The 14,094-nt window shown below is 39.1% G+C and carries 7 protein-coding genes; all 7 read left to right on the top strand.

Translation table 11 applies throughout. The features are described 5' to 3' along the window. The first annotated feature begins 194 nt into the window (after positions 1-194). The 7 genes from DHW03_RS12875 (at position 195) to DHW03_RS12845 (ending at position 14,091) form a co-directional block, all read left to right on the top strand. The gene (locus DHW03_RS12875) at positions 195-1,199 is read left to right on the top strand and encodes a LacI family DNA-binding transcriptional regulator (protein WP_109926258.1); all 1,005 of its coding nucleotides are present in this window, start codon (positions 195-197) and stop codon (positions 1,197-1,199) included. A 214-nt stretch (positions 1,200-1,413) separates the two neighbouring features. Next, complete coding sequence (locus DHW03_RS12870) at positions 1,414-3,858, top strand: glutaminase family protein (protein ID WP_109926257.1); 2,445 nt, start codon at positions 1,414-1,416, stop codon at positions 3,856-3,858. 117 nt (positions 3,859-3,975) lie between these two features. Beyond that, complete coding sequence (locus DHW03_RS12865; RefSeq protein WP_109926256.1) at positions 3,976-6,153, top strand: hypothetical protein; 2,178 nt, start codon at positions 3,976-3,978, stop codon at positions 6,151-6,153. 23 nt (positions 6,154-6,176) lie between these two features. Then, positions 6,177-8,444: a GH92 family glycosyl hydrolase gene (locus DHW03_RS12860; RefSeq protein WP_109926255.1), complete on the top strand. Its 2,268-nt coding sequence runs from the start codon at positions 6,177-6,179 to the stop codon at positions 8,442-8,444. Positions 8,445-8,507: 63 nt separating this feature from the next. Continuing rightward, positions 8,508-9,395: an ROK family protein gene (locus DHW03_RS12855; RefSeq protein ID WP_109926254.1), complete on the top strand. Its 888-nt coding sequence runs from the start codon at positions 8,508-8,510 to the stop codon at positions 9,393-9,395. Between the two features lie 829 nt (positions 9,396-10,224). Then, positions 10,225-10,770, top strand: a complete 546-nt coding sequence (locus tag DHW03_RS12850; protein ID WP_165825418.1) for a discoidin domain-containing protein — start codon at positions 10,225-10,227, stop codon at positions 10,768-10,770. A 117-nt stretch (positions 10,771-10,887) separates the two neighbouring features. Further along, complete coding sequence (locus DHW03_RS12845; protein ID WP_240618531.1) at positions 10,888-14,091, top strand: SusC/RagA family TonB-linked outer membrane protein; 3,204 nt, start codon at positions 10,888-10,890, stop codon at positions 14,089-14,091. Positions 14,092-14,094 lie beyond the last annotated feature (3 nt).

Genomic DNA, 14,094 nt, shown 5'->3' with positions numbered 1-14,094 from the left:
AACGCCTTTGTTGTCTAAAAAGGATTTATTTTTTACATAAACCTCCATTAATAACTAAAAAAGCAGGTGAAATCATGTAAAACGATTAACAATGAAAAAATTAAATATTAACCATTATATTTAGCCAAAATTAAAATCAGTATTTTTACGTATTTTTGGTTAAGTATCTAACCAAACACAGAACACTTTCATAAATGAAAACGCTTTCGATTAAAGATATAGCGGTACAAGCAAATGTATCCATAACCACAGTTTCGTTCATTATTAATGGCAAAGCCAAAGAGAAATCCATAAGCGAAGCGGTAATTGAAAAAGTTGAACGCATCATTGAGGAAAGCGGTTATAAGCCCAATCAAATTGCACGAAGTTTGAGAACAGGCAATTCAAACATCATTGGGTTAATTATTGAAGACATTTCCAACTCTTTTTTCTCCAGAATAGCCCGATTAATTGAAGATAAGGCTTACAAAAGAGGATATAAAATTATTTATTCGAGTACCGAAAATAATGTAGATAAAGCAAAAGAGTTGATCAACATGTTCAAATCCAGAAAGGTTGATGCCTACATTATTTCGCCCATTAAAGGTATAGAAGAAGACATCAATATGCTTCTAACCGATAACAAGCCCGTTATTCTATTTGATAGAAACTTACCCAACGTAGATACCAATTACGTGGGCGCCGATCATTTTAACGCCTCTTACCAATCTATCGAAAGCTTTATTAAACAGGGGAAAAAGAACATCGCATTAGTAACAACAGATATTGATGTACAACAAATTACCGAACGCTATGATGGCTACAAAAAAGCTTTGGAAGATCATGGCATTACCTATGGCGATAACTTAGTAGTAAAGATTCCCTTCAACCAAGAGGAGGCAGCAACCATTAGCCAAATAAAAGCCCTGCTCCAAAGCCAAAAAATTGATGCAGTGTTATTTGCAACCAACTATTTAGCGATTAGCGGCTTAAAAGTTTTAAAACAAATCAACAAACAAATTGGTGATGACTTTGCCGTAATTGCCTATGATGACCACGAAGCTTTCGAACTTCACACCCCCAGTATTTCTACGGTACAACAACCCCTAGAAGAAATTGCAGAAACCGTTATCAAAATGATTTTAAGTCAATTATCCTCTAAAACCAAGTTGGAAAACCAACAAGTAATCATCCCCGCCAAGCTCATCATCAGAGATTAATATTTTACTGTAACATCAATATTACCAAAGCCTTTTTCTATATGGGTTAAAATTATCTAATATTGAATTTAGTAAAACGTTTTACTTTAATTCGTTGAAAATCCATATTCCAAACAAAATTGCGATACGATTATTTTTGTCAAAATTCTGAATAACAGAGGCTTATTGATTTAGTAAAACCTTTTATGAAGTTAATCAACCAAATAAATTATTTATGAGAAATCTTTGCCTATTGGCATTATGCTTACTGTTCGGTATAAAATCAAACGGACAAGACAAAGCCCCAGCCTATCCACTCATCACGCATGATGCTTATTTCAGTACTTGGTCCTTCAGCGATCAACTTAATCAATCCGTAACCAAGCATTGGACAGGCAAAGAACAATCTCTATTGGGTATAATCAAAGTTGATGATCAATTTTACCGTTTCCTAGGTTCAGAAAGTAAAGAATATAAAACCATTTTGCCCGCGACAGATGAGCAAAGCTACCAAGCCAACTATACTTTTGATAAGCCTGAAGATGGCTGGAATACGATTGCATATAACGACAGTCAATGGAAAAAAAGCGCAGCACCTTTTGGCGATGGGCAGTTGGCCAAAACGAAATGGACTACCGATGATCTTTACTTCCGTAGGAAATTTACAGTGGCAAACGTATCATCCACAAAGAAATATTTAAAGCTCAATCACGATGATAACGTTGTGGTGTTCTTAAACGGAAAAACCATTTATCAAAAAAGAGGCTACGTTTCGGATTATATCTATTTGCCCATTCCAGATGGCGCATTAAAATCTGGAGAAAACATTTTGGCCATCCATTGTAAAAATACAGCTGGAGGTCGCCATTTAGATGCCGGCATAGTAGAAGAAATACCAGGCGAATCTAACATTTTATCGGCCACGCAAACCGGGGTTACCGTAGAGGCTACAAAAACCAATTATACTTTTAGCTGCGGTAAGGTAAATTTACAGGTCACCTTCACATCGCCATTACTGCTAAACGACATTAAGTTAACCGCCAGACCAATCAGCTACATAAGCTACACCGTTAAATCTAATGATGCCAAGGCCCATAAAGTTGATGTTTATTTCAGTGCCTCATCTAATCTTGCTGTTAACACCCCAGGTCAGGAAGTTTCCGCTTGGAAAAGTTCAAAAAATAATCTTTCCATTTTAAAAGCCGGAACAGTAGAACAACCCATCTTAAAAAAACGTGGCGATGATGTGCGGATCGATTGGGGATATGTTTATGTTGCAATTCCCTCAAAGTTTAATGCAAAACAGTTCATTGGTAAGCAAAGTGCAAACTTAAAAAGCTTCACCAGTGCTCAATATCCTGCAAAGGCAGAAGTTTTAGAAAGTAGAAACTTAGATTTAGGCAGCGTAATTCCTTTTGGCTCAGTAAGTTCTACACCTGTAGAAAAGTACATTCTATTGGGTTATGATGATTTAAAATCAGTAGAGTACTTCGGCGAAAAATTGTCGCCAGTTTGGAACCAATCTGGTAAAGAAAATTTCGAAGACCTATTGGCTACAGCAAGTGCCGATTATACTAACCTAAAAGCCAAAACAACCGCCTTTGATGCTAAGCTCTATGCCGATGCAAAAAAAGCAGGTGGTAAAGAATATGCCGATTTATGTAAGTTGGCATACAGGCAAAGCGTTGCCGCCCACAAAATTGTGTATGCACCAAATGGTGATATCCTATTTCTTTCCAAAGAAAATTTCAGTAATGGCTCTATCAATACCGTTGATGTAACCTATCCATCGGCTCCACAATATTTGGTGTACAACCCAGAACTGCTAAAAGGTATGCTGAATGGAATTTTCTACTACTCAGAAAGTGGGAAATGGAAAAAACCTTTTGCTGCGCATGACTTGGGAACCTATCCTTTGGCAAATGGTCAAACTTATGGAGAAGATATGCCGGTAGAAGAAGCTGGGAACATGATTATTTTAACTGCGGCCATAACCAAGGCAGAAGGCAACGCAAAATATGCAGAAAAGCACTGGGAGGTGATGTCGGTTTGGGCCGATTACCTGTTAAGAGAAGGTTTCGATCCAGCCAATCAATTGTGTACGGATGATTTTGCTGGTCATTTAGCACGTAACTCAAATTTATCAGTAAAAGCAATCGTGGCTTTGGGTGGCTATGCCCAAATGGCCGAAAAATTAGGCAAAACCGAAATTGCAAAGAAATACAGAGCCGCAGCGCTAGAAATGGCCAAAAACTGGATGAAACTTGCCGATGATGGCGACCACTATGCGCTAACCTTCAATGATAAAAACACCTGGAGCCAGAAATATAATTTGGTTTGGGATAAACTTTTAAAACTTGATCTTTTCCCGGCTGAAGTGTATAAAAAGGAAATTAACTTCTATTTAACGAAACAGAAAGATTTCGGTTTGCCATTGGATAGCCGTAGAACCTATACAAAATCTGATTGGATTATGTGGACAGCCACCTTGGCCGATAACGAAGCAGACTTTCAGAAATTCATTAAGCCCATTTACAAGTTTGCAAATGAAACGACCAGTCGAGTTCCGCTAAGCGATTGGCATGAAACTACTGATGGAAAAATGACGGGCTTCCAAGCGAGGAGTGTTGTAGGCGGTTATTTTATCAAACTCTTAGCAGATCAATGGAATATTAAATAAAAATAAAACCTTTTTTGGCGCTGCTTCTTGGTTAAATCCTGTAAGCATCGCCAAAAATTACAAGTACCCAACCAAACAAAAACGTTTTCCTGCTCTAATATCTCAGCACACGATCCTATGAGAAACCAAGCATTTTACGCATTAATATTAACTGCAATTGTGGTTTGTTTTACGCAAGGCAATGTTTTGGCACAGGTAAAATCTAAAGAAAAAACTTCATTCCAGGTAGCTGCACCTTGGAGTGCAGATTATGATGTTCGCTCAGACATTGCCATGGTTTACGGCATAAACGATGCCAACGGCAACTTTGAAGAACGCGTAAAAGGCTATCGAGACAAAGGGTATGAAGTGCAGTTTATGACAGGTATTGCCTGGGGACAGTACAAAGATTATTTTTTGGGCGAGTGGGACGGAAAAAATCATTTGGATGAAGGCCAGATGACGCAAAACGGAGAAACCATTTGGCATGGTAAAAACGTGCCCTATACATTACCCACCCCAAGCTACATTGCTTACATGAAAACCCATGTTAAGCGAGCGATTGATGCAGGCGTAACGGCTATTTATTTGGAAGAACCAGAGTTTTGGGCAAGAGCCGGATACGGAGATGCTTTTAAAAAGGCCTGGCAAAATTATTATGGTTTCCCCTGGATGGCGCAGCACGAATCGCCGGAGGCTACCTATTTATCCTCAAAACTTAAATACCAATTATACTTTAACGCTTTGAAAGAGGTTTTTAGCTATGTTAAAAATTATAGCCAAAGCCTAGGCAAAAGGGTAAAGTGTTTTGTGCCTACACATTCTTTACTCAATTATTCATCGTGGCATATTGTTAGTCCAGAAGCCAGTTTGGCCAATTTAGATGGTATGGACGGCTACATTGCTCAGGTATGGACAGGCACCGCTCGAGAACCTGTTTTTTACAATGGGAAAAGCAAAGAGCGTGTTTTCGAAAATGCTTTTTTGGAGTATGGTTCAATGGTATCCATGACCGCCCCAACGGGAAGAAAAATATTCTTTCTAACCGATCCAATAGAGGATAGACCCAGATCATGGGAAGATTATAAAGTTAATTATCAAGCCACTTTCACAGCAGAATTATTATACCCGATGGTAGATAATTATGAGGTGATGCCTTGGCCCAATCGCATTTATCAGGGTAAGTTTAGTGTAGAAGGGATGAAAGAGAAACAATCCATTTCTCCCGCTTATGCCACACAAATGCAGGTAATGGTGAACTCCTTAAACCAAATGCCCTTATCAAAAAATAAATTAAACGGCACCCAGGGGATTGGTGTTTTGTTGTCTAACTCCTTAATGTTTCAAAATTACCCAAGCCATGCCGGTTACAGCGATCCGTATTTATCTAATTTTTATGGAATGGCCATTCCGCTTTTAAAACATGGCATCCCTGTAGAAACAGTGCATATGGAAAATTTAGCCAACAAAAATACGCTGAAAGATTTGAAAGTGCTGATTATGACCTATTCTAACATGAAACCTTCTAGTGCAGAAAATCATCAAGAGTTGGTAAAATGGGTAAAGAGTGGTGGGGTTTTGGTTTATTATGGTAGAGATACAGATCCATTTCAGAATGTTAAAGAATGGTGGAACACTGGTGGCAATAGTTTTAATGCACCATCAGAACATTTGTTCGGCTTAATGGGAATTGGCGAAAATGCCAATAAGTCCACCTACCCAGTAGGAAAGGGTAAAGTATATATTGTTAGGCAAGATCCGAAAGAGTTGGTTATGAAAGCCAATGGCGATGCTGATTTTATCACCACCATTCAAGAGGCTTACGAAACATCAGCAAAAGCCGGATTATTTGTTACCAAAAATAACTTCTTATTAAAGCGAGGTCCTTTTGTAATTGCAGCGGTTTTAGAGGAGAGTAAAAACAAAGATCCCCTGGTGTTAGAAGGAATATTTATCGATTTGTTCGATCCAGAATTACCTGTCATTCAGCAAAAAAGCATTCAGCCTGGTAACCAAGCCTATTTGTTTGATATGGCTAAAGTAGAAGATCAAAACAAGCCACAAACTTTGGCCGCTGCGGCTCGGGTAACTGACGAGGTTTTAACCAAAAACAGTTACCAATTTATGGCCAAAAGTCCATCCAATACCAAAAACATCATGCGGATTTTACTGCCCGCAAAACCAAAAAATTGTACGGCAAGCAGAGGCGGCACAGCTATAGCGCTCACCAAAAACGAATGGGACGAGCAGTCGAAAACACTATTGTTAGGCTTTGAAAATTTTAGCGAAGGGGTAGAGGTTAACCTCCGCTGGTAAAATACACACACACAAACACACAAATGAAACTGAAATTAATTGCATCCATTTTATTCTGCCTATCCATAAAAGGATTATGGGCACAACAAAAAGATTGGGTTCACTACGTAAATACTTTACAGGGAACCAATTCTAAACACGAACTCACCAGAGGCAATACCTACCCAACCACCGCTTTGCCCTTTGGTATGCATACATGGACACCCCAAACAGGAAGAAATGGCGATGGCTGGAAATATCAATACTTTAAAGATAAAATCAGAGGTTTTCAACAAGCCCATCAATGCAGTTCATGGACCAGAGATTACGCGGTTTTCTCATTTATGCCCATGGTTGATGAATTGGTTGTAGATGAAAACAAACGCGAGGCCAAGTTTAGCCATGCAGATGAAATTGCCAAGCCAAACTATTACAAAGTACAGTTCAGTAATCAAATCACCACAGAGATTGCACCATCAGAGCGAGGCGCACATCTCCGCTTTACTTATCCAAAAGGCAAAAAAAGCTTTTTAATTTTAGATGGCTACACCCGCTTAAGCGGTGTGAAAATCTATCCGAAAGCAAATAAAATAACAGGATATGTAAATAATGGAGAGGGCTTTAAAAGAGGTTGGAAAAGCTACTTTGTGGTCGAATTTGATCAACCCATTAAAGCCTATGGAACTTGGGAAAATAAAGGGAACACCATTGCTCCAGATTCCATTTCGGCAGAAGGTTTGGGTAAAGGCGCATATATCCAATTTGAAGCAGGCGCCAAAGTTCAGGTAAAAACAGCATCATCATACATCAGTTTAGCACAAGCAGAGCTGAATTTAAAGCGAGAGCTGGGAGCCGATAAAACTTTAGAAAATACCAAAGAACATGCAGCAGCCGTTTGGAATAAATCGCTAGGAAAAGTAGAAATAGAAGGCGGATCACAGGCCGATATAGAAACCTTTTATTCGTGCTACTTTAGAGCAAGTTTATTTTCTCGTAAGTTTTACGAATTAGATCCAAACGGAAAACCTTATTATTTTAGCCCATACGATGGAAAAGTACACGAAGGTTATATGTTTACCGACACAGGCTTTTGGGACACATTCAGGGCACAGTTCCCGCTAAATGCATTGGTACAGCCAGAAATGCACGGAAGATACATGCAGGCCATGTTGGAGGCATACAATCAATGCGGATGGTTGCCATCATGGTCATTCCCGAGCGAAGCAGGCAGCATGATTGGCAACCACGCCATTTCCCTACTGGCCGATGCATGGGCCAAAGGAATCAGAACCTTCGATCCGAAAAAAGCACTTGATGCCTATTACCATGAAGCCATGAACAAGGGCCCTTGGGGGCCAGCAAATGGGCGAGATGGAGTTACAGAATACAATAAAATAGGCTATGTACCTTATCCAAAATACAGAGAAGCCACAGCTAAAACATTAGAATACGCTTATGATGATTATTGTGCCTACGAATTGGCAAAAATGATCGGCGATAAACATTATATGGAAGTTTTTGAAAAACCCATGTACAATTATAGAAACGTGTACGATCCCTCAACCCGATTTATGAGAGGCAAAAACGAAAACGGCCAATGGTCGCAAAATTTCGACCCAACTGAATGGGGTGGCCCCTTCACCGAAGGCAATGCATGGCACTGGCAATGGTCGGTTTTTCAAGATACAAAAGGCTTAATCAACCTAATGGGAGGCAATGAAAATTTCACTGCAAAACTCGATTCTGTTTTTAGTCAGCCCAACAAAGTGAACGTAGGTACCTATGGGGGGATGATACACGAGATGACCGAAATGGTGGTGGCAAACATGGGGCAATATGCACATGGAAACCAACCCATTCAGCACATGGTTTACCTATACAACTATGCAAACCAACCTTGGAAAGCACAATTTCATGCCCGTGAGGTGATGCACAAATTATACGATGCAACAGAAAACGGTTACCCTGGCGATGAAGATCAAGGTCAAACCTCATCGTGGTATGTGTTAAGTGCCCTAGGTTTTTACAGTGTAACCCCTGGCACCGGCGAATACGTGTTGGGTAGCCCCGCATTTAAGAAAATTACCATCAATTTAGAAAACGGCAAAAAATTTATAATAGATGCACCAGCAAACAGCCCAACAAACGTTTATATAAAAAGTGCCAAGCTAAACGGTAAAGTTTACACCAAAAATTTTATTACGCACAGCGATATCATGAAGGGCGGTACATTAAAGTTAGAAATGGATAGCCAACCCGCCTTAAAAAGAGGTTTAAATGAAAATGATAAACCATTTTCGTTAAGTAAATAGGATGAAGGCATTCATTACAAATGCCAATAGAAAAAGAATAAGTTAATACAAGATAGATATAGAATGGAAAAGTCCGTGGCATTAGGTGTAGATATAGGCGGTTCGCATATTACTGCTGCTTTGGTAGATTTAGAAACAAGAACATTAATCCATAATTCGATCAGGAGGAGTGCAATTAATGCTCAAGAAAGTAAGGAAGTTATTTTTGCCGCTTGGTGCAAAATTATAAATGATGCATTTGATGGAATCCCCAATTTAGCAAGGCATTTGGGTATTGCCATGCCAGGGCCATTCGATTACGAAAAAGGAATTTCTTTAATAAAAGATCAAGATAAATTTAAAGCCCTATACCAAGTAAATGTAAAGGCAGAGTTATCAGAAAGACTCAAAATACCAGCAGAAAACATTCATTTTATAAATGATGCCGCGGGTTTTTTGCAGGGCGAAGTTTTTGCGGGCGCCGCCAAAGGTAATGCGCACGTTTTGGGTTTAACTTTAGGCACAGGCCTAGGTTCATCCATTTGTATGGATGATAAGGCTGTTGATGCCGATTTGTGGAACTCGCCATTTATCGATGGCATTGCCGAAGATTACCTATCCACCCGATGGTTTGTGAAACGATATCATCAATTAAGCGGTCAAACTTTAGATGGCGTAAAAGAGTTGGTGAGCATTGTTCATGCTGATCATTTAGCCACCAGAGTTTTCATGGAGTTTGGCTATAACCTCGCACAGTTTTTAATCCCAATTATCAAAAAATCAAAAATTGATATGGTGATTATTGGGGGTAACATTGCGCAAGCCTTTGATGCCTTTGCACCAGAATTAATTGCCACCTTGAAAGGGAATGGCATAGATACGGCCATAAAAATTTCAGAATTGAAAGAACATGCCGCTTTAATTGGCGCAGCAAGCTGCAGCGAGGTTGTAATTAAGTCTATCGCTTCCTAAAAGTTGCCAATTTCCCTGTTTTGTATATTATTATAAAAATTTTAATAATATGTCGGTAAAAGCTTAACTATTTGAATAAAAGCCAATAAAATATTCAAATAGTTAAGCTTTTATTAATCTAAATCTCTGTTTTCTTGGAATATACCTGCTAGAATTTGCCATAAATCGAATGAATTTCATCTGTAACAGATATGTTGCATTTGCATTTCCAGAAAAATCTCTATAATTGGAAACTAAAACGTTTTAGTCTGACCGAATACTTCTAATCCATAAATTCTGCTCCTAACCCAGCAGTTTTTTTTTAGATTTTAATACTAAAACGTTTTAGCTGTGCAAATAACAAACTATCTTCCGTTTACCAAATTTTGAAAAACCAAATACGCTAACAAGAGCGCAACAACGAACTAACTGAAAGAAACCTAAACCAAACTGTATGAAGAAACTCAACTAAAACTACACCAAGCCAGCTCATTGAGCAGAAGTGAAGATTAACTCCTTCACACCAAAAAAATGAATACAATGTTGTCAATCTCCAGCCTTTTACAAAACCAAAACACCAAGGTGTAAAAGCGCTGATTTGATTTTGTGAACTGAACACGATGAACAAGTGGCTCAGATGGGAAAACGGAAAACTTGCAAGTTACTTTAAGAAACGCTGATTCTGAATTAATAGGAATGGAGTCGCGCGATCAATCAAGCAAGTTTGCAACCCATTAAATACAAATTATTTCAACCGATTGCATTGGGGTATCATCTATTGGTCTGCCATTATCCAAAACACAATTCACAACTATCAAACTTTATTTAACTAATTATGAATTTTTTAAAAATGACCAAGAACACGATCGGGCTCTGTGCAGTCTTGATTTTATTGCTTGGATGTGGTAAAGAAGAATACCCAGCAGTAGATCTTTTTACCTGGAAAGCAAAAGTAGATGTAACGGCGAAGGCCGCGCTATCGGTAAACATTGAAAGCTCTGGAGGCGCTACAAGTTCTGAAGGATCAGCGAAGGTGGTTGACAACGATTTCAACTCGAAATTCCTAATCAACCCATTTCAATCTAACTTTTACATGCAATTGGCTTTTCCGGCTCCACAGCAAGTAGCATCATACACCTTAACCTCTGGAAATGATGCACCAGGTAGAGATCCAAAGGATTGGAAATTTAGCGGATCGTTAGATGGCACCACTTGGGTAGATTTAGATACCAGAACAGGTGAAACATTCTCTGGACGCAACCTAACAAAAACCTACAGTTTCAAAAATAAGGTGCTATACAAGTTTTACAGAATCAGCATTTCAGCCATTGGTAGTGGATCTTTATTTCAGTTATCAGAATGGCGTTTAATTGAAGTGCCAGAAGAGCAACAATAACATTCGATACATATTTCTCTTCAGTAAAAACGATTGTGCTCAGATTTAACCCTGAACCAAACACACAATCAAGCTGACGAATACACCTAATAATAAATCTGTTAAGAACAAAACATTATGATGAAAAGAATTACAAAAATAACTACCGGCCGGCTCAAGCTTAAAGATCGTGCGGTTAAGGCTATCGCTTTAACATTAGCTTTAAGCAGCGGTATTTTTGCAACGGCCAGTGCTTCTGCTGTTAACATTAGCAGTACGGTAGAGGTTACAAAAACCAAAGCCGATATTGTTGTGCGTGGTATTATTAAAGATGAAAAAGGATTGCCTTTGCCGGGTGCTGGTGTAAAGGTAAAAGGAAGCTCTATCAGCGCTGCGGCAGACGTTAATGGGGCTTTTACCATTACCGTTCCAGATCAAAATTCCGTATTAATTGTAACTTATGTAGGTTATGATACACAAGAAATAACCGTTGGTACGCAAACAGCCATCAACGTTAGCTTAAAAGAAACTGTTGGTGCAAACTTGCAAGAAGTTGCAATTGTAGGTTTCGGTACACAGAAAAAAGAGAGTTTGGTTGGAGCGCAATCATCTGTTAAAGCCGAAGAATTGAAACAACCCGTTTCAAGTATGAGTCAGTTATTGGCTGGCCGTATTCCGGGCGTTGTAAACGTAAGCAGAAATGGTGAACCAGGCGCAACTGGCTCTGATATCTTTATCCGTGGAATTTCATCACTTACCGCTGGCGATAGAGGGCCATTGGTGATTATTGATGGTGTGCCTAACCGTAACCTAAATGATATTAGTGTATATGATGTAGAAAACTTTACTGTACTTAAAGATGCTGCCGCTACAGCGGTTTACGGTATTCGTGGTGCAAATGGAGTAATCTTAATCAACACCAAACAGGGTAAAACAGGTTCGCCAAAAATTAATGTAGAATATTTTGAAGGCATAAGCCGTTTCACTAAAAAACCACAGCTTATTGATGGGGTAGATTATATGAACTTAGCTAATGAAGCTAAATATTCTGATTATTTGAGAGGTGGAGCAGCAGGTGCATTTACGCCAGCATACTCGATAGATGCCGTTCAAAGGACAGCTGCTGGTACTGATCCAATACTTTATCCAAATGTAAACTGGTTTGATGCCATTTATAACGATTTTGGTAGAAACAGATCAGCAACAGCCAACCTTTCTGGTGGGGTGAGTAATGCAAAATACTATGTTTCATTGGGTTATTATGGCGAAGATGGTTTATTTAAAACTGATGAAGCCGTAAACTCATCAACAAAACAGAGTTACAGCCGCTATAACGTAAGTGCCAATTTAAATTGGGACATTACCGGAACCACGAAAATGGATTTGGGCATTAAAGGTATTTTAGGGCAAAGTAAATTTCCAAGTAACCTAAATGCACAAGATATTTTCAGTCAGGCATTTTTAATTAACCCTACATCTTTCCCTGTTTTATATCCAAACGGAAGCTTGCCGGGCATCAGTCCGCAGGCAGATCAGCGTAACCCTTATGGTGATGTAACCAGAAACGGATACAGCTCAGGATATACCAACCAACTCTATTCAAATCTTCGCTTAACTCAAGATTTAAAAGAAGTTACGCCGGGTTTGTCGGTTACCACCATGTTTTCTTTCGATATTAACAACAGCAATACCATTGCGAGAACGAAAAGAGAAACATTATACAGAATCAATCCTAACGATCCTTACATCGTACCGGGTAATCCAAGTTCAGGTTATAAATATGGCCTTATCCTTCAGGGACAGGATTTCTTAAACTATGGCGTAGGTAACGGTGGAGATAAAAAGTTATATTTTGAAGCTGCCGTAAACTACAACCGTACTTTTGGTAAGCATGCGGTAAGTGGTTTATTGTTGTACAATCAAAATGATAATACCACCCCATTTGCAGGTAACCTAACGCTTTCATTACCATACCGTTTACAAGGTGTAGCCAGTCGTGCAACTTATGCCTTTGATAACCGCTATTTCTTCGAATTTAACGTAGGTTATAACGGATCAGAAAACTTTGCTCCAGATAAACGCTATGGTTTCTTCCCAGCATTAGGTGTGGGATGGTTGCTATCAAATGAGAAATTCTTTGAACCATTAAAAAATGCCATTCAAATGGTTAAGTTCCGTTATTCTGACGGTATAGTAGGTAGTGGTGGTAGCGGTTCTGGTTATGCAGGTAGCGAAGGCGATCGTTTCTATTACTTAACTAAAGTAGGTAGTGCAAGTGGTTATACATTTGGCCAGAACGGTAACATTTCGCCAGGTGGCTTAGGTGTAACCGCTTATGGTGTAGATGTAACTTGGGCTGAAACGCGTAAACAAGATTTAGGTTTCGAATTGAAAACCTTGAATAACAACCTATCCTTAATTGTCGATTTCTTTAAAGAAAGAAGAGAGAATCAATTCATTAGCAGAGGTACGGTACCAAACTACATCGGCTTAGCCAACACCCCAATTGGTAACTTGGGGATTGTAGAAAACAAAGGTATTGATGGAACCCTACAATACGATGCGAAATTAGGCCAAGATTGGTCGCTAAACTTAAGAGCAAATTTAACCTTCAATAAAGATAAGGTAATCGAGAACGATCAGGCACCAAAAGCTTATCCTTGGTTAGAGCAAAGAGGACTTAATATTTTGGCTTCGACCCGTTTCGGTTACATCGCAGAAAAATTGTTTGATTCGCAGGCCGAAATTAATGCTAGCCCAACACAATTCGGAACCTTAATGCCGGGCGATATTAAGTACAAAGATTTAAATGGCGATGGCAAAATCGATTCATTTGACCAAACCGCAATTGGTAGGGGCGATGTACCGAGTACAACCTATGGTTTCGGTTTCTCTTTAACCTTCAAGAACTTCGATTTTGGATTGTTTTTCCAAGGACAGGATAATGCAGACATCATCTTAAACATTCCATCTTTTGCAAATTCAGGCGGTTTGGGTAATATGTTAGCTGTAGCGGCCGATCGTTGGACACCAACAAACCCTCGTCAAGATGCAGTTTATCCACGCCTATCATACGGTGGTACAAACAACAACAATTATCAGGCAAGTACTTGGTGGCTTCGCGACATCAGTTTCTTGAGGTTAAAAAATGCAGATTTAGGTTATACACTTAAAGAAGGCATAAAATCGATCGGTATTAAACGCCTCAGAATTTATGCAACGGGTTATAACGTATTCACCATCAGTAAATTTAAACTTTGGGATCCAGAATTGTTAACCAATAACGGAACAAGATATCCGCTAACATCTAATTATTCTTTAGGTCTTACTGCTAACTTCTAAAAT

The organism is Pedobacter yonginensis (assembly GCF_003173595.1).
In the GTDB taxonomy this organism is placed as follows: Bacteria; Bacteroidota; Bacteroidia; order Sphingobacteriales; family Sphingobacteriaceae; genus Pedobacter; species Pedobacter yonginense.
The sequence above is the reverse complement of the archived record's forward strand: the minus strand, read 5'-3'. Positions and strand labels throughout refer to the sequence as shown.

What these genes read in the sequence shown, in the direction of transcription:
- DHW03_RS12875 (WP_109926258.1), top strand. Translation starts at nt 195, where the DNA reads ATGAAAACGCTTTCGATTAAAGATATAGCGGTACAAGCAAATGTATCC.
- DHW03_RS12870 (WP_109926257.1), top strand. Translation starts at nt 1,414, where the DNA reads ATGAGAAATCTTTGCCTATTGGCATTATGCTTACTGTTCGGTATAAAA.
- DHW03_RS12865 (WP_109926256.1), top strand. Translation starts at nt 3,976, where the DNA reads ATGAGAAACCAAGCATTTTACGCATTAATATTAACTGCAATTGTGGTT.
- DHW03_RS12860 (WP_109926255.1), top strand. Translation starts at nt 6,177, where the DNA reads ATGAAACTGAAATTAATTGCATCCATTTTATTCTGCCTATCCATAAAA.
- DHW03_RS12855 (WP_109926254.1), top strand. Translation starts at nt 8,508, where the DNA reads ATGGAAAAGTCCGTGGCATTAGGTGTAGATATAGGCGGTTCGCATATT.
- DHW03_RS12850 (WP_165825418.1), top strand. Translation starts at nt 10,225, where the DNA reads ATGACCAAGAACACGATCGGGCTCTGTGCAGTCTTGATTTTATTGCTT.
- DHW03_RS12845 (WP_240618531.1), top strand. Translation starts at nt 10,888, where the DNA reads ATGATGAAAAGAATTACAAAAATAACTACCGGCCGGCTCAAGCTTAAA.